Below are 15760 nucleotides of genomic sequence, written 5' to 3'. Positions count from 1 at the left end.
TTATGAAAGGAGGAGTGCCATGGATGCGGTGAACAAAAGCGTTCCGGCTAAGACATTATCCATGATTGGTTTTTTTGCTATCACCGCATCCATGGTGATGGCGGTGTATGAATACCCGACGTTTGCGACATCAGGTTTCAGCCTGGTTTTTTTCTTATTACTGGGCGGTATTTTATGGTTTATCCCGGTTGGCCTGTGTGCGGCTGAAATGGCCACGGTTGAGGGCTGGGAAGAGGGCGGGATCTTCACCTGGGTATCAAAAACGCTGGGAGAACGCTGGGGGTTTGCGGCAATTTCGTTTGGTTATCTGCAAATCGCGATCGGTTTTATCCCGATGCTCTACTTCGTACTGGGCGCGCTGGCTTATATCCTTGACTGGCCAGCGCTGAACAGTGACCCGCTGACGAAAACAATCGCCGCGTTAATCATTCTTTGGGCGCTGGCGTTTACCCAATTTGGCGGCACGAAATATACCGCGCAAATCGCCAAACTGGGCTTCTTCGGCGGTATCCTGCTGCCTGCCGCTATCCTCGTAGTGCTGGCCATCGCGTACCTTCTCAGCGGCGCGCCGCTGGCCATCACTTTTGATATGTCGACGTTTGTCCCGGATTTCACCCGGCTTGGCACGCTGGTGGTCTTTGTGGCGTTCATTCTGAGTTATATGGGAGTTGAGGCGTCGGCTACGCATGTTAACGAAATGAACAACCCAGGCCGTGACTATCCACTGGCAATGATACTGCTGATGATCGCCGCGATTTGCCTCAGTTCGATTGGCGGCTTGTCTGTCGCGGCCGTGATCCCACATAACGAGATCAACCTTTCTGCCGGGGTCGTTCAAACTTTCAGCGTGTTAATCACCCATTACGGTGCCGGACTCGCCTGGGCCGTAAAAGTCATCACGGCGCTGCTGGTACTGGGCGTGCTGGCAGAGATCGCCTCATGGATTGTTGGCCCGTCTCGCGGCATGTATGTCACTGCGCAGCGAGGCATACTGCCTGCGCCATTCGCCCGGGTTAATAAAAACGGTGTGCCGGTGACGCTGGTGGTGAGCCAACTGTTGATGACATCCGTTGCGCTGGTGGTGCTCACCAATTCGGGGGGCGGGAGCAATATGTCCTTTTTGATTGCCCTGACGCTGACGGTGGTGATTTATCTGTGTAGCTATTTTTTATTGTTCCTGGGCTATATGCAGTTAATTCGCAAACAGCCACAGCTCAAGCGCACCTTTCATATTCCCGGCGTAAAAGGATTCCGGCTCGCGGTGGCAGGGCTGGGCTTTTTGGTTTCGCTACTGGCCTTTATCGTCTCTTTTTATCCACCGGCCTCGATTGGCGGCGAAAGCGCCGACGAGAAGTACATCACGCTGCTGGTTATCTGTTTTGTGATTGTGCTGATCCTCCCCTTTCTGGTCTACGCGCTGCATGACAAGCGCGGTAAACAAGGCACTGTGACCCTGGTTGCCATCACCGCTGATAATGCGCCGAAAGGACATTTCTTTATCCATCCACGCGCGCGTTCATCGCATCATTTAGCCCCTAAGGAATAGCAGTTTTTTCAATGATATGAGTCATTAATAAGGAGAAGTGAATGAAAACAACCGTTAGCATCATCGTTGGCAGCTTGCTGCTGGTTTCCGCTGCGACACAGGCAGCAGATAAAGGTAAGCCCGTGAATAGCTGGACATGTGAGGATTTCCTCGCGCTGAAAGCCTCTTTCCAGCCAACTGCCATCGGCATTGCTGAAGCGTTAAATAACAAGGACAAACCTGAAGAAGCGGTGGTGGATGTTCAGGGGATTGAAACGGTGACGCCCGCCGTGATTGAAGCCTGCAAACAGGACAAACAAGCCACGTTCAAAAGCAAAGTGGAGGGCGAGTGGGACAAACTAAAAAAGGATATGTGAACGCGAAAATTTATTATGGCTAACCTGCCGGGGCATTGAGGCCCCGGCAACTTACTCGGGTTTAAACAGCGGCACTGTCTTGCCGGTAATATAGCGTCGGCGCAGCCAGGCCGACGCGCTATCCATCAGCATCACTACCGCCACCAGAATCACGGTGATAAACATCACCACATCCCAGTTCCACAGCCGCATATTCTCGGCGTAAATCAAACCAATCCCGCCCGCGCCAACAAAACCGAGCACCGCTGCCGAGCGGGTGTTGGACTCAATTTGATACAGGCTCAGCGCCAGAAATGTCGGGAAGGATTGGGTAAAAGTGCTGAAGCGGTGTTTCTGCAAACCGCCCGCGCCCACGGCGGTTAAGCCGCGCCCTGGCGAGCGATCCACCGCTTCGTGGCTTTCGGCGTACAGCCGGCCGAGCAAGCCGGTGTCCTGCATGATGATCGCCAGCACCCCGGCAAGCGGACCAAGCCCGACGGCGCGCACAAAAATCAGCCCCCAGATCGCCATATCAATGCCGCGCAACATATCGAACAGGCGGCGCACGAAAAAAGCGATAACGCCCGCAATGCCGCCTTTCATGATGTTGCGCGCGGCAAAAAACGACAACAACAGCGCGAATAGTGTAGCGGTCGTTGTGCCGGCAAAGACAATCGCCAGCGTAATGCCAATCTGCGTGAAGTAGTAACCAAACGGCCAGTTGAGGAAATCATGCCAGACGAACATGCGCAAAATATAACGGCCGATTTGCTGCATGCCGGTCAGCGCCTGTTCAACAGGAATGCCGAACTGCATAAAGAACCACACGTAATAGAGCAGCACGGCAAGGGCGATAAGCCCGAGGCGGCGCAGATAACGCCCCTGCGCCTGGAACAGTTTTTGGTTTAATTTGCGGCTCAATTCCACATTCGGTACGGCTTGCCAGTTGGTCATTTTTTCCCCTCCAGCACCCACTGGCGCAAGCGGCCAGAAAGCGTATCGAGCACGAAAACGACGATAATAATCAGCAACAGTGTGATGCTGACCTGATCGTAACGGTCGAGTTTGATGTTGGTCATCAGCTCCTGGCCGATGCCGCCTGCACCGACCAGCCCAAGAATGGTCGAGGAGCGAAAGTTAATTTCGAGACGCATAAAGCCATAAGAGAGAAAAATCGGTTTCACCTGCGGCCACAGCGCGAAGCGAATGCGTTGTAAACGTGTCGCGCCGCAGGAGGCCAGCCCGCGCACCGGTCTGTCATGCGTGCTCTCGACTGCTTCATAAAACAGCTTGGTCAGGCTGCCAACGGTGTGCAGCGCCAGTGCCAGAAATCCGGGGATCGCCCCGATGCCAAACGCCATCACGAAGATCACCGCCCACGCCAGTTCCGGCATGGTACGCAAAAATGCGACCAGCGTACGCACGGCAAAACGTACCGGCGGCGGAGACCAGGTGTTGCCCGCCGCCAGAAAAGCTAGCACGGCGGCAATGGCGAATGAAACCAGCGTTGCGGCCAGCGCCAGTTGCAGGGTTTCCCAAATCAGCGGGAGCTGGATCGGCAAACGGTAGCCCCAGTACGCCAGCGAGCCTTTGGTGTGGCTGTCGGCAAACAGCACCGGCCAGTGCAGCGTCGGCACCGTTTCCAGCATGTAATCCATAAAGTTCGGCAGCGAGTGCCAGATGGTGGCGAGATTGAATTCTGCCGCGTTACCGGCGGCGAAATAGAGCGCCAGCAGCACCAGCGACCAGGCGACAGTGTCGCGCTTCTGGCGCATTCGGACTTGCTGATAGTAGTGCTCAAACTGCGTATTCGACATATTCATGCGTAGCGGGAGATCCTGTATGACCATCGAATAAAAGCCCCTGGTTTTTACGCAGGGGCCGAAGAATCGATGCGGCGAAGGATTAGCGTGCGGTAACCAGTTCGCGTTTCATCTCGATAATCTGTTTAAAGTCATCCACGCTGCCTGGGCCGATATGCTGCGTACCGCCCATCGCTTTCACGAAGCAGGCGTGGTTATCGGTATCCAGTTTTTTAACCGCGGTAATCACTTTGGCTTTGAAATCCGCCGGCAGGCTGTTGCTCACCAGAATCGGGCCGTTCGGGATCAGCGGCGATTCCCAGATGATGCGGATCTCTTTCATCAGGTTCGGGTGATCCATGCGGATCAGACGGTTAAACGCCCCGACGCTGTAGCCTGAGTTGTAATCGCCGACCATCGAAGTCCAGGTGACAGCGCCCGCGAACTGGCCGTTCAGCACGCCGAGGATGTCCTGCTCGTGACCACCGGAGAAGGTGACGCTGGAGAAGTAGTTGTTGTATTTATTGTCCGCGTTACCGCCAAACTTCTGTTTGAAGGCGTAGTTCGGGATCAGGTAACCGGAAGTGGAATCCGGATCGGCGAAGCCAAACGCTTTACCTTTCAGATCTTCCAGTTTTTTGTACGGGCTGTCGGCTTTCACGATCACCACCGAGTGGTAACCGCGCGATTGATCTTTGTCATCCACCGCGATCCCGACGATATCCACGGCTTTCGGGTTATTGATATACACAGATGCGTAAGAGGAGGGGGACATGCTCAGCACCACATCGACTTTTCCGCCCAACAGACCCTGAATCACGCCCGAATAATCAGACGAGTTGCGCAGCTTGGTATCCACGCTGAGCTCTTTATCCAGAAACTCTTTCACACACTGGTTATCACCAATTTGTTGGGTTGCGTTCTGGCCGCCCAAAATCCCCAGATTTAATTCTTTCGGCTGCTCCGCGGCAGCCGCCTGCCATGCCAGCAGAAGACCTGTCATCAATGCCGATAAACGTAATGCGCCAGAAATATGCTTTTTCATTGTCATTGCCTGTGTCGTCTCATTGGAAGGAATAATTAATGCAATTGACTGATTTCATCGCCGTACAGCACCTGCAGCACGTCCTGCGTTAACCGGGAGGGATGATCGTCAAAAATGATCCGTCCCTGGGAAACGCCGATAACGCGGGTGCAATACTCTTTCACCAGCTCCACGGAGTGCAGGTTCACCATCACGCTGATGCCTTGTTCGCTCACTTCGTGTAACACGCCCATGATGCGCTGGGTATTTTTCGGATCCAGCGAAGCGACAGGTTCGTCCGCCAGTAAAAGAGAGGGGTTTTGGATCAACGCGCGGCAAATGGCGACACGCTGCATCTGACCGCCGGAAAGCGTTTCTGCCCGCTGTAAGGCATGCGGCAGCATGTTCAGCCACTCCAGCAAAGCGATTGCTCTGGCGCGGTCTTCATCGGTAAAGACTTTAAACAGAGATTTCAGCGTCGACGTCTGGCTCAGCCTGCCGAGTAGCACATTGGTCAGCACGTCGAGGCGCGGCACCAGGCAGAAGTCCTGGAAAATCATGCCGCACTGGCTGCGCCACTGATTAAGCGCACGACCTTTCAGATGGGTGACATCGCGCGGCGTACCCACTTCCGGGAAACTTAAAATTTCGCCAGAGGTGGCGCTGTGCGTGCCGTTTAGTACATGCAGCAACGTGGATTTCCCTGCCCCGGAGCGTCCAATCACGCCGACCATCTCACCGCTGTGCAGATCAAAACTGATGTCGTGCAGCACGGTCTGGTGCGCGTTATAGGCTTTACGTAAGTTCTTCACGCTCAGCACCTTTTGCTTCGGCACCGTGTTTAATTGATGCAGAGACGAATAGTGGTCTTCAGAGATTTCTGCCAACGCGCTGTTCATAAGTCTTCCGGTTTTTTCATTAAACTGGCGACCATTAAGAGCACGGGTGATGATCGTTTTATGACGAAAAAGCGAACAAATAATGAACACGGAAGTTTGCCTTTGGAAAGGGCGTGCGAGCGTGCGTCGATTTCGTTATCCTGCCCGCCGCACCACAGGTGCTACGTCAGGCAGTGGGACACACAGCGACGGAGAAAATAAATGGCGTTTACAATGTCTTATTTCGTTTTTATCTTCATTGTCGCCCTGGCGGCGTTTCTGCTTTATTACGCGCTGCGCTGGGTCCGCCAGCTCTTTATCGAAGCCCATGTGATGAAACACGGTATCGGTGCGAATGCCGATATTATTGCCCTTAAACGCACCAACTGGATGGACAGGCGCTCTGTCTATTGTGAACTGGTGTTGCGCTTCAGAACCCGCGAGGGGCAACTGGTGCAGGCGAGCGTGTTTCAGTTCCTGGATAGCCGTGAAATTGTGCGGTTCGCCGAGGGCAACGGCACGACCGTGAAGTACGATCCGCAAAATCCACAGCATATTGTGCTGTATGATCGTCCGCTGATTTTAGGTGACTAATATCCCGGTTATCGATCGTGTAAGCGTTATAAATAAAAAAGATATCGCCTGCGTTAATTCTCTTTCGTCCTCACTTCGTCTTTCTAATAAATCGTTTTCATTCCGTGATGAAAACAGGAACAGATCTATCTGGCTGATCTGTAATGCTTTAACGCATCTATGTGCGCAAACCTGCAACCTCAGTAATTAAATCCCGCCAGCGTCACAAAACCTGGAAAAAACAAGCCACTGCGTTGCAGCGGGTGAAATGCACGCTATATGTTAAATTTGTGTTTAAAAAAATGATACCAAAGGGGTTTGTTCATGGATAAGAAATTCACTGTTCTGGCCGTGGCGCTGGCGGCGCTGTTTTCCGGCGCTACGCTGGCTGCCGTGCCTCAGGGGTACCCGGCGGATTACCAGAAAATCGTAGACGCCGGAACCAAAGAAGGCAAAGTTGTTATTTATTCCACCACCGATACCAAAGCCGCAGGCCCGCTGATCAAGGGATTCGAGGCGCAGTATCCGGGCATAAAAGTGGAATATAACGATATGAACAGTACCGAACTGTACAACCGTTATCTTAGCGAACAGGCTTCCGGTGGCGGCAGTGGCGATGTGGTCTGGAGCTCCTCAATGGATACCGCGCTGAAGCTGGCCACCGACTATGCGGCTGAATACGCGTCGCCCGAGCTGGATAAACTGCCCAAGTGGGCGGTCTGGGAGAAAAAAGCCTACGGCACCACCTACGAGCCAGTGGTCTTTATCTATAACAAACGCCTGATCCCGGCGGGTGACGTACCGGATTCGCACACCGCGCTTGGCAAACTTATCGCCAGTCAGACCGACAAATTCAAAAATAAAGTCACCACCTACGATATCGAAAAATCGGGGCTTGGTTTTATGCTCGCGGTTGAAGACAGCAAGCACGACAAAGACTATTTCACCCACCTGGCGGATGTGGCGAAGGGCGGTTTAACCGTGCAATCCTCCACCGGCACGATGATGGAGCGCGTCTCTTCCGGCGAAAATCTGATTGGCTACAACATTCTGGGCTCCTACGCCGAAGCGCGCGCGAAGGGGGATAATTCGCTGGGCATCTCCTACCCGAAAGATTACGTGCTGGTGCTGTCGCGCGTGTCGTTTATCAGCGCTGAAGCAGAGCACAGCAACGCCGCGAAACTGTGGTTTGACTATGTGCTGTCGGAAAAAGGCCAGAGCATTCTCGCTAACCAGGCGGATATCCCCTCGCTGCGTAACGATATTGAAGGCAAAAACGACATCGACGGCATGACCAAACAGCTGGGCGACGCACTGAAGCCGATTGCGGTGGATGAGTCGCTGCTGGAGTATCTGGAGCCGAAAAAACGTCTGGAATTTATTAAACAATGGCGCGCTGCTGCCGCTAAATAACGCCCTGACCGGTTGTGCGCCGGTTTTGCGCACAACCCTTTTCTCAGCCAGCGGGTTGGCGTGAGGTTCCTGACCAAAGGGAAGATGTATGAATAGTGTGCGCAGAAAATGGCAGGGGTTGCCGCGCGGCGTCATTGTGTTAATTACCGCGCTGGTTATCTATATCCCGCTGTTATTTATTGTGGTGCAGAGTTTTCTCTCGGCGCCCTTTTTTGTCCGCTCCAAGGAACTGAGTCTCGAAGCCTTCGAGTTTATCTTTACCGATCCGGATTTTTATCTGGCGCTGAAGTCCGGCTTTATCCTCGCTTTTGGCCTGGTGTTTATCGCTATTCCACTGGGCGGCATTCTGGCGTTTTTGATGGTGCGCACCGATTTACCGGGCCGCCGTTTTATTGAGCCGCTGATCCTCGTGCCTATTTTTGTCTCGCCGATGGTGCTCGGCTTTGGCTACGTGGTGGCCGCCGGGCCGGTGGGCTTTTTCTCGCGCTGGGCGCAGGAGTTAATCGGCTTTGTGCCATGGAACATCTATTCGATGTTCAGCATCGTGGTGATTGCCGGACTAACGCACGTCCCGCACGCTTATCTCTATATCTCCTCGGCGCTGCGCAGCGTCGGTTCTGACGTGGAAGAAGCCGCACGAACGGTTGGCGCTTCGCCGTTGCAGGTGATGACTTCTGTCAGCCTGCCGATGGTGCGCCCGTCAATTTTGTACGCCTGCGTTCTGCTGTTCTTCCTTGGGCTGGAGGTGTTCGGCCTGATGCTGGTGCTGGGTGACCCTGAAGGCAACATGGTGCTGGCGACCTACCTGTATAAACTGACCAATAAACTGGGCACGCCCTCTTACCACCTGATGGCAGCGGTGGCGGTGGTGCTGATTTGTATCACTATTCCGCTGGTGATGCTGCAACGCCGCCTGATGCGCACCGCCAACCGTTTTGTCACCATGAAAGGCAAAGCCTCGCAGGCGCGGGCGCTGCCGCTGGGTAAATGGCGCTGGGTCGCCGGTGCGGTGGTGGTAGCCTGGTTGACGGTCACCATCGGCGTGCCGTTGATTGGCGTCGTGCTGCGGGCGTTTATCTCCAACTGGGGGGTTGGCGTTTCCCTGTGGGATGAAGTGTCGCTCGATACCTTCCGCAATATCTGGCAGCAACCCAACCTGCTGCGCGCCATTGTCAACTCGATGGCGATTGGCATTTTTGGTGGCGCGCTGGCGGTGATCTGTTATCTGTTTGTCGGCATTGCCATGCACCGCAAGCAGGATAACGTGACGCGGTTTCTTGATTACAGCGTGCTGGTTCCCCGCGCCGTACCTGGGCTGCTGGCCGGTCTGGCATTTTTGTGGGTGTTCCTGTTTTTACCGATGTGGCTCGATCAGTCGCTGAAAAACGGCTGGCTTTCCGGGTTGCCGGTGGCCGAGTGGCTGCGCGAAAACCTGATTGTCTGGCTGCGCTCGCTGCGTAACACCATCTTTAGCGTCTGGCTGGCCTACACCGTGGTGTGGATGGCTTACGGCCTGCGGCTTATCTCCTCCACGCTGTTGCAGGTCGGGCCGGAACTGGAAGAGGCGGCGCGCAGCACGGGGGCGACAAGTGGGCAAGTAACGCGCCATGTGACGGTGCCGCTGTCGCGTTATGGCCTGATTGGCTCCTGGCTGCTGATGTTCCTGATTTTTGAGCGCGAATACTCAACCGGGGTTTATCTGCTCTCGCCGGGGACGGAAACCATCGGCTCGATGCTGGTGTCGCTGTGGGCGGCAGGGGCGATTGATATTGTCGCCGCGCTGTCGTTTATCAATATTCTGCTGGTGGTCATTGGTCTTGGTGTGGCCCTGCGCTTTGGAGTGAAATTACATGATTGAGCTGGCGGTAGAAAACCTGCATCTGACCTACGGTGATAACGCGGTGCTTAAAGGCGTCTCAATGGAGCTGAAACGTGGCGAAGTGGTGTCGCTGCTTGGCCCTTCCGGCAGCGGCAAAACCACGCTGCTGCGCGCTGTCGCCGGGCTGGAAAAACCAACCCACGGGCGGATCACCATTGGTAATAACGTGGTGTACGACGGTACGCCGCGCAGTGAAGTTCCGGCAGAGGAACGCAATCTTGGCCTGGTGTTCCAGTCCTACGCATTGTGGCCGCATAAAACGGTGTTCGAGAATGTCGCTTACCCGCTCAAGCTGCGCAAAGTGAGTACGGCGGAAATCAACACCCGCGTGCAAACCGTGCTGGATCAGCTTGGGCTGGGTACGCTTGGCAAGCGCCATCCGCACCAGCTTTCCGGCGGCCAGCAGCAGCGTGTGGCGATTGGCCGGGCGCTGGTCTACAACCCGCCGGTGATTTTGCTCGATGAACCGCTTTCCAACCTCGATGCCAAGCTGCGTGAAGAGGCGAGGGTTTTCCTGCGCGAACTGATTGTCAAACTGGGGCTATCGGCGCTGATGGTGACGCACGATCAGAATGAAGCGATGGCGATTTCCGACCGCATTTTGCTCCTCAACAATGGGGTGATTGAGCAGCAAGGTACGCCGCAGGAGATGTACGCCACGCCGTCGACGCTGTTTACCGCCGAGTTTATGGGCAGCAACAACCGGCTGCACGGCAAGGTGAGCGAAGTCAGTAACGGCAGGGCGAGGATTGAAGGGGCAAACTGGGCGCTGTGGGGCGTTGCCGGGCCGGGTGTACGCGCGGGCCAGGATTGCACGGCGGTGATCCGCGTCGAAAGCCTGCGGCTGGCGGACTCGCCGCAGGATAACTCGCTGGATTTGCCCATGCTCACCAGCATGTATCTGGGCGATCGCTGGGAGTATCTGTTCCGCACCTCCGGCGATGATTTCGCGATCCGTGTTTACGGCACCCAGCAGCGCAACCAGCAAAACTACCGCGTGGTGCTGCCCGCTGAACAGCTGTGGATCTTCCCGCAAAAAAGCTAAGTATGTAAGCACGTACTGACTGTTCAGTACGTGCTGCGCATTACGGCAGTGACACCCATTTGTAACCCAGCGCTATCGTCGCCAGCACAATGGTGCTAAAGGCGGCGATATGCAGCATCAAATCCGCCAGGCTGATGTGCGTCGGGTGGCAAAGGGCAAGCAACGTCAGCGCCATGCAGGCGACGCCCGCGCCTGCGGCCGCCAGGCTGCGCGCCGGGAAAAGCGTGCGCGTGCGGCGCAGGTAAGCAATCACTATCAATACCATCGGCGTGCTGACCGTCACCATAAACAGATAACAGTTTGGCCCTTCGACCGCCGTACTTACCGGCAACACGCGGTGCAGATGCAGATTGCTGAATGTACCGGCAAGCCACAGTGCCGCCAGCGGTGTAAACCATTTCCAGCCCAGCGCGTTGCGTCCGGCAATGCTCAACAAAAACGCGTTACGCACCGCCAGCGTCCCGGCGATAAACGTCAGCAGCAACTGCATCAGCGCCCACCACGCACCAGGCTGCGACCAGTCGGTTAGCGTGCGGTTGAGCACGAAACCCGCTATAACCCCGCAGGGCAGCGCGAGCGCCACCCAGCTTAGCGCCCGCCAGCCCGGCTGGAAGGGGCGTTTTACCGGGGCGATGGAACGCCCTAGTTGTTCAATTAACAGTTCATGATCGGCCATGGTGTGCTCCTAACCGACGAAGGTTGCTCAGGGCGCGATGCAGCAGGGATTTCACGGCGGCGACCGTCAAATTTTGCTGTGTCGCGGTTTCTGCCAGCGTCATTTCGCGCAGGTGAACATGTTCAACCACCTCCCGCTGGCGCGCAGGAAGCTGATTCAGCAGCATTGCCAGCTCGTCGTGTGATGGCGGTTCCATGCTGGTGGCAAGCAGGGGAATATCCGTCTCGCTGGCGATTTCGCGCTGCTGGTGGCGACCGCGTTTGCGCAGGGCATCCACCGCGCGGGCGTTGGCTATCGCCATCAGCCATGGCAGAAAAGGTGCGCCCGGATCGTAGGTGTGCCGTACCCGGTGTACGGTGAGCAGCACATCCTGAATCACATCTTCCACCAGCTCCTCGTCGGCGATATGTTTGCGCGCAAGCGAGCGGATAACCGGCACCAGCGCTTTGAGCAGCCGCGTATAGGCCTGACTGTCGCCGGACTGCGCCAGCGCCATCAACTGCGGCCATTCGTCGCGCGCTGCCTCATTTTTTTCCATATCCCGCCTTCAGGTTTTTTTACCGCTGGCCTGCGTGAGCGCGTTGACGACAATTGAGGGGGTCAGCACCTGCGGTAAAATATGCGGTGCGCTGCCGTCCGCCGGGTAGACCACATACAGCGGCAAACTGCCTTGCCCCAGCTCGTTCAGCGCGTCATCAATATCAGCATTAAATTTGGTCGAATCCGCCACCATATACAGCGTGCCGGTTTTCGCCAGCGCCTCTTTCACGGCTTGTGTCGAGAGCGAGGTCTTTTCATTCACCTGGCAGGTTATGCACCAGGAGGCGGTGAAATTGACAAAGATAGCCTTGCCGTGGCCGCGATTATCCGCCACGGTTTGCGGCGACCATTTGACCTCTTCTACCGTATTGCTCGCCGTAAGCGGCGCGCCGCTTTGCACTACCGAAGGCAGCGGAACAATCGCGGCCAGCAGTAGCGCTGCGGTCAGCGCAAACAGCACTTTATGACCGCGCCCGGCGAACCGACGCTGCTGCGCCATGCCGTAAAGCCAGGCGGCGAAACTGACCACCACGGCCGCCGCCAGAATAGCCGCCAGCGCCGTCGTTCCCGCTTGTTGCGCCAGTACCCACACCAGCCAGCCGAAGGCACCAAACATCGGAAAGGCCAGCCCGCGTTTTAGCGTATTCATCCACGCGCCGGGGCGCGGTAGCCATTTGCCGAGCGCCGGAAACAGTGAAATCAGCGTAAACGGCGCGGTAAAACCGAGCGCCAGTGCGACGAATATCGCCAGCGCCACGGCGGGCGGTTGCACCAGCGCGTAGCCGATGGCGCCCGCCATAAACGGGGCCGCGCACGGGGTAGCGACAATGATTGAGAGCGCACCGGTCAGCGCCGCACGCAGAAATGCCCCGCGTTCTATGGTTAATTCGCCGGCGCGTTGTACCGACAGCCCGACCTCAAACACGCCGAGCAAATTGAGTGCCGCACCAAGAATAACCAGCGCCAGAAAGGCGATCACCAGCGGCGATTGCAACTGAAAGCCCCAGCCCACGGCGGTTCCCCCGGCGCGTAACGCCAGCAACACGCCCGCAAGCGCCAGCATGGTCAGCACACAGCCGAGTAAAAAACCGAGCCCCTCTTTGCGGGTTTGCGCCGGACGTTGCGTATGACGCAGCAGCCCCAGCGCTTTCAGCGAAATGATGGGAAACACGCAGGGCATAAAGTTGAGAATAATGCCGCCTGCGAAGGCGGCGAGCATGGCGGTTAACATAGCGATTCTCTGATGGATAACGACATTAACGGGGCTGTTTACGAATGCGTGTTCGCATACTGTTTCACCGCTTCCATCGTTTTCTGAATATGCGTCTCCGGGTTTCTGTCAGTGTAGCTCAGCAGGATTTTGCCATCCGGCGCGATCACATAAGAGGTGCGATCCGAGAGGGTTTTGCCGTTCATTTTCATCAGCGTGTCATATTGCGCCGCCACTTTCGCGCCCGGATCGGCGGTGACGGTGAATTTGTCGCGGCACTCCAGTTTTGAAAATTCATCGACCTGGTCGGTGTTGCCAGCGGTAACGCCAACCACTGTTGCGCCCAGTTTTTTGAAATCGTCCGTCGCTTCGGCGAAGGCGTGCGCTTCGATGGTACAACCCTTGCTGAACGCCGCCGGGAAGAAGTAGAGCACCACCGGGCCTTTTTGCAGTGCCTGCTGCAACGAGAAGGTGAGCGGTTTTCCGGCCAGCGCGCCTTGTAATTTAAAGTCCGGTGCTTGCGAACCGGTGGGCAGGGCCGCGTGGGCACTGGCGATGTTTAACAGTGCAGCGGCGGTGAGGCTGAGAACGAGTTTTTTCATCGGGATCATGTTGCGCTCCAGTTGGGGAAGTCAGTTAACGCTCATATACAGTTCGTTCGAATGCCGGCAAAAGTTTCGCGCAGCTTTAAAAAAATAGCGTTATTTTCCCGGCAAGCGTGGCGCGTAATGCTGCGTCATGTGCATTTTTATGGTGTGCTGGAAAAGAATATCAATGAAAAATCTGAATTGGTTAACCTGACAAATAGTGGCAGGGTTTCAAATGAAAATTACCCATTTAGCCTTGTTTGTCATATGATTACTGCCCTTAGAGGACGGTTATAAAGCGCACGGAATGCGGCGGCGTCGATTCTGGCTTTTTTCTCATATGCTACATTTAAGAGGCTTTCCTCTGGCCTGATGGCTCATCTTTTAACTTCCTTGTGTGACGCTGGGAAACCTTAATGCTCTATAACTCTGCCGTTAAAAAAGGGAGTTTGTTGCGCCGTTATAATCGGCTGCTCACCCGCTATAATACCCACCGCCATGAAGTATCGTTGGCACAAATCGCCGATACATTAGCCTGCACGTCGCGCTATGCGCGCTCTTTGCTCCATGAAATGCAGGAGGAGGGCTGGCTGGTGTGGAATTCCCGCCCGGGGCGTGGCGCGCTTGGCGTACTGCAATGCCGTATGAATGCGGCGGCGCTGGAGACGCTGGTGGCTGGTGAGTACCCGGCATCGGAAACCGAAATGGCGGCCGTGCAGGCGCAGCCGCACTATTCCAGCGATGGCTTTCGCTATTTCATCTCTTTCTACCGGCCGCTGCTGGCGCCGATTCCTTCCATCCACACCGATCGCGCCGGGCGGCATATTTTACAAATGGTGCATGCCGGTCTGGCGCGCCATATTCCTGAGCAAGTTGCGCCGATCCCCGGTCTTGCCCATACCATCACCTGCAGTGAAGATGGATTGCGCTGGCGTTTTATTCTGCGTCGCGGTCTGGTGTGGCATAACGGCGAGCCTGTGCTGCCTGAGCAGCTTCGGCAGACACTCGAGCGTTATGCCGGTGGCCCAGGCCTGCCGCATGTCATGGACGTGAAATGCGAAAATTATGTGCTGACGATGCAGCTCGGCCAGCGAGACAACATGCTGCTTTACCGGCTGGCAAACCCGGTTTATGCGCTGCCGCATCCGCGCAACGGCTCCATTGGCCTGGGGCCATTTAAAGTGAGTGAGCACTCAAGCAGCCAACTGGTGCTTACCCGCGCGGCGTCCTGGTATGGTGAAACACCGCAGGCGTCGGAGATTGTTTACAACACGCCGCTCAGTGTCGCACCGCTGCCGGCGCTGGTGCGTCTGGATACGCCTCATTCGATGATTGCGCCAGAAGCCATGACCGAACGGGATAATGCCGACGCGTTCTACTATGTCACCTTCAACCAGGCACGCGGACGTTTAAATGCGCAGCAGCAGGCGTTTATCCGGCGCGTTACGCGCTGTATTTGCGCGGGGTTGATTGAGCGGGAAGAGACGCTCGGCCCGCTGCCGGAGTGGCTGCAGCCAACCCACGAGCCGGATGTGCAGGCGTTGTTGCCGGATAGCCTGAATCTTGTCTATTTTCGCTCAACGGAGATGCGCAAACTGGTAGATGAGCTGGCAAAAAGCCTGCGTTATCGCGGGTGCAAGGTAACGTTGACGCCGATAAGCGTGACGCACTGGCTGTTGCAGGATAAAAACTGGGCCGAGCAGGATCTGTGCATGGGTTTTCTGCGTTTTGAGCAGCATGATGCTTTCAGCATGGAAGAGCGATACCGTCATAGCGTGATGTGGGCCTGGTTCTGGGGCGAAGCGGTCTGGCGGCGCGGGATCAGCATTCTTGATCGTATTAATGCCGGGCCTGCTGAGCGCTATAGCCAGCGCGTCAAAAGATTGATGCGCTTTCTCAGTAACCGCCGCTGGATCGTGCCGCTGCTTGCGCAACGCTACCGTCTTGTAACGCCCGCCAGCGTGCAGGGGGTTTTTTGCTACCCGCAAAGCTGGCCCGATTTCACAAGGCTATGGACCGATGAGTCGCAGCCTGCCGAGAGCATACAACCGCAACAGGAGTAGCTTTTCTGGTTTAAAATGTCGTGATTTTCGTTAGTTTTGGTGTTTAAAATCGGAAATTGGCATGGAAAATTAACGCTGACGATATTAAAAGTTGCCTTGTGGTGTCGTTTTTTCGGGGTTTTGCAATAAAGTTTAACTATAACAAGGGGTTGTAGTGTTAACATCGCAGACGGCAGAAACTGGACGATT

Annotated in this window: 16 protein-coding genes; 8 read left to right on the top strand and 8 right to left on the bottom strand. The window is 55.8% G+C overall.

The genetic code is table 11. The annotated features are described in order from the left end of the window. The first annotated feature begins 19 nt into the window (after positions 1-19). Both gadC and hdeA read left to right on the top strand, forming a co-directional pair. Positions 20-1546, top strand: coding sequence for a glutamate:gamma-aminobutyrate antiporter (gadC, locus tag DFO56_RS19510; RefSeq protein WP_045510859.1), 1527 nt, complete (start codon positions 20-22; stop codon positions 1544-1546). Between the two features lie 41 nt (positions 1547-1587). After that, positions 1588-1902, top strand: a complete 315-nt coding sequence (gene hdeA, locus DFO56_RS19505) for an acid-activated periplasmic chaperone HdeA (RefSeq protein ID WP_020454885.1) — start codon at positions 1588-1590, stop codon at positions 1900-1902. A 51-nt stretch (positions 1903-1953) separates the two neighbouring features. Here the strand turns inward: hdeA and phnE (DFO56_RS19500) are convergent, their stop codons facing one another. The 4 genes from phnE (DFO56_RS19500) to phnC form a co-directional block, all read right to left on the bottom strand. Further along, on the bottom strand, positions 1954-2835 hold the full coding sequence (gene phnE / locus DFO56_RS19500; protein WP_045510857.1) for a phosphonate ABC transporter, permease protein PhnE: 882 nt from the start codon (positions 2833-2835) through the stop codon (positions 1954-1956). Beyond that, positions 2832-3704, bottom strand: a complete 873-nt coding sequence (gene phnE, locus DFO56_RS19495) for a phosphonate ABC transporter, permease protein PhnE (RefSeq protein ID WP_020454883.1) — start codon at positions 3702-3704, stop codon at positions 2832-2834. Before phnE (DFO56_RS19495) ends, phnE (DFO56_RS19500) begins: the two co-directional genes overlap by 4 nt. 82 nt (positions 3705-3786) lie before the next feature. Further along, positions 3787-4728, bottom strand: coding sequence for a phosphonate ABC transporter substrate-binding protein (phnD, locus tag DFO56_RS19490; RefSeq protein ID WP_020454882.1), 942 nt, complete (start codon positions 4726-4728; stop codon positions 3787-3789). A gap of 35 nt (positions 4729-4763) precedes the next feature. Then, positions 4764-5606, bottom strand: coding sequence for a phosphonate ABC transporter ATP-binding protein (phnC, locus tag DFO56_RS19485; protein WP_045511132.1), 843 nt, complete (start codon positions 5604-5606; stop codon positions 4764-4766). A 213-nt stretch (positions 5607-5819) separates the two neighbouring features. Between phnC and DFO56_RS19480 the strand changes: the two genes are divergently transcribed. From DFO56_RS19480 to DFO56_RS19465, 4 genes are all read left to right on the top strand, one after another. Beyond that, positions 5820-6179 carry a DUF3592 domain-containing protein gene (locus DFO56_RS19480; RefSeq protein WP_233500417.1) on the top strand — a complete coding sequence of 120 codons (360 nt, stop codon included), beginning with the start codon at positions 5820-5822 and terminating at the stop codon, positions 6177-6179. A 303-nt stretch (positions 6180-6482) separates the two neighbouring features. Further along, entirely contained in the window at positions 6483-7571 is a 1089-nt protein-coding gene (locus DFO56_RS19475; RefSeq protein ID WP_045510852.1) for an ABC transporter substrate-binding protein, read from the top strand. 88 nt (positions 7572-7659) lie between these two features. Further along, positions 7660-9429, top strand: a complete 1770-nt coding sequence (locus DFO56_RS19470) for an iron ABC transporter permease (protein ID WP_020454878.1) — start codon at positions 7660-7662, stop codon at positions 9427-9429. Continuing rightward, on the top strand, positions 9422-10495 hold the full coding sequence (locus DFO56_RS19465; RefSeq protein WP_020454877.1) for an ABC transporter ATP-binding protein: 1074 nt from the start codon (positions 9422-9424) through the stop codon (positions 10493-10495). The genes DFO56_RS19470 and DFO56_RS19465 overlap by 8 nt, the downstream gene beginning before the upstream one ends. A 40-nt stretch (positions 10496-10535) precedes the next feature. Here the strand turns inward: DFO56_RS19465 and DFO56_RS19460 are convergent, their stop codons facing one another. Genes DFO56_RS19460 through DFO56_RS19445 form a run of 4 tightly spaced genes read right to left on the bottom strand, consistent with a single transcriptional unit; the run spans position 10536 to position 13532 of the window. After that, a complete protein-coding gene (locus DFO56_RS19460; RefSeq protein ID WP_045510850.1) occupies positions 10536-11171 on the bottom strand; it encodes a DUF1109 domain-containing protein in 636 nt (211 codons plus the stop codon). After that, the gene (locus DFO56_RS19455) at positions 11158-11709 is read right to left on the bottom strand and encodes a sigma-70 family RNA polymerase sigma factor (RefSeq protein ID WP_045510848.1); all 552 of its coding nucleotides are present in this window, start codon (positions 11707-11709) and stop codon (positions 11158-11160) included. The genes DFO56_RS19460 and DFO56_RS19455 overlap by 14 nt, the downstream gene beginning before the upstream one ends. A 9-nt stretch (positions 11710-11718) precedes the next feature. After that, complete coding sequence (locus DFO56_RS19450; RefSeq protein ID WP_045510846.1) at positions 11719-12942, bottom strand: protein-disulfide reductase DsbD; 1224 nt, start codon at positions 12940-12942, stop codon at positions 11719-11721. Between the two features lie 38 nt (positions 12943-12980). Next, positions 12981-13532 carry a peroxiredoxin gene (locus tag DFO56_RS19445; RefSeq protein ID WP_020454873.1) on the bottom strand — a complete coding sequence of 184 codons (552 nt, stop codon included), beginning with the start codon at positions 13530-13532 and terminating at the stop codon, positions 12981-12983. 51 nt (positions 13533-13583) lie between these two features. On the opposite strand from DFO56_RS19445, the gene DFO56_RS24660 reads away from it, so the two are divergent. Both DFO56_RS24660 and DFO56_RS19440 read left to right on the top strand, forming a co-directional pair. Beyond that, complete coding sequence (locus DFO56_RS24660; protein ID WP_147271693.1) at positions 13584-13805, top strand: hypothetical protein; 222 nt, start codon at positions 13584-13586, stop codon at positions 13803-13805. A 119-nt stretch (positions 13806-13924) separates the two neighbouring features. Next, on the top strand, positions 13925-15571 hold the full coding sequence (locus tag DFO56_RS19440) for an SgrR family transcriptional regulator (RefSeq protein ID WP_020454872.1): 1647 nt from the start codon (positions 13925-13927) through the stop codon (positions 15569-15571). The last annotated feature ends 189 nt before the right edge of the window (positions 15572-15760 follow it).

Source organism: Kosakonia sp. AG348 (assembly GCF_003337365.1).
Classification (GTDB): Bacteria; Pseudomonadota; Gammaproteobacteria; order Enterobacterales; family Enterobacteriaceae; genus Kosakonia.
The sequence above is the reverse complement of the archived record's forward strand: the minus strand, read 5'-3'. Positions and strand labels throughout refer to the sequence as shown.

Excerpts from the sequence above, each read along its gene's own strand:
- gadC (WP_045510859.1), top strand. The coding sequence starts at position 20 with ATGGATGCGGTGAACAAAAGCGTTCCGGCTAAGACATTATCCATGATT.
- hdeA (WP_020454885.1), top strand. The coding sequence starts at position 1,588 with ATGAAAACAACCGTTAGCATCATCGTTGGCAGCTTGCTGCTGGTTTCC.
- phnE (WP_045510857.1), bottom strand. The coding sequence starts at position 2,835 with ATGACCAACTGGCAAGCCGTACCGAATGTGGAATTGAGCCGCAAATTA.
- phnE (WP_020454883.1), bottom strand. The coding sequence starts at position 3,704 with ATGAATATGTCGAATACGCAGTTTGAGCACTACTATCAGCAAGTCCGA.
- phnD (WP_020454882.1), bottom strand. The coding sequence starts at position 4,728 with ATGAAAAAGCATATTTCTGGCGCATTACGTTTATCGGCATTGATGACA.
- phnC (WP_045511132.1), bottom strand. The coding sequence starts at position 5,606 with ATGAACAGCGCGTTGGCAGAAATCTCTGAAGACCACTATTCGTCTCTG.
- DFO56_RS19480 (WP_233500417.1), top strand. The coding sequence starts at position 5,820 with ATGTCTTATTTCGTTTTTATCTTCATTGTCGCCCTGGCGGCGTTTCTG.
- DFO56_RS19475 (WP_045510852.1), top strand. The coding sequence starts at position 6,483 with ATGGATAAGAAATTCACTGTTCTGGCCGTGGCGCTGGCGGCGCTGTTT.
- DFO56_RS19470 (WP_020454878.1), top strand. The coding sequence starts at position 7,660 with ATGAATAGTGTGCGCAGAAAATGGCAGGGGTTGCCGCGCGGCGTCATT.
- DFO56_RS19465 (WP_020454877.1), top strand. The coding sequence starts at position 9,422 with ATGATTGAGCTGGCGGTAGAAAACCTGCATCTGACCTACGGTGATAAC.
- DFO56_RS19460 (WP_045510850.1), bottom strand. The coding sequence starts at position 11,171 with ATGGCCGATCATGAACTGTTAATTGAACAACTAGGGCGTTCCATCGCC.
- DFO56_RS19455 (WP_045510848.1), bottom strand. The coding sequence starts at position 11,709 with ATGGAAAAAAATGAGGCAGCGCGCGACGAATGGCCGCAGTTGATGGCG.
- DFO56_RS19450 (WP_045510846.1), bottom strand. The coding sequence starts at position 12,942 with ATGTTAACCGCCATGCTCGCCGCCTTCGCAGGCGGCATTATTCTCAAC.
- DFO56_RS19445 (WP_020454873.1), bottom strand. The coding sequence starts at position 13,532 with ATGATCCCGATGAAAAAACTCGTTCTCAGCCTCACCGCCGCTGCACTG.
- DFO56_RS24660 (WP_147271693.1), top strand. The coding sequence starts at position 13,584 with ATGCCGGCAAAAGTTTCGCGCAGCTTTAAAAAAATAGCGTTATTTTCC.
- DFO56_RS19440 (WP_020454872.1), top strand. The coding sequence starts at position 13,925 with ATGCTCTATAACTCTGCCGTTAAAAAAGGGAGTTTGTTGCGCCGTTAT.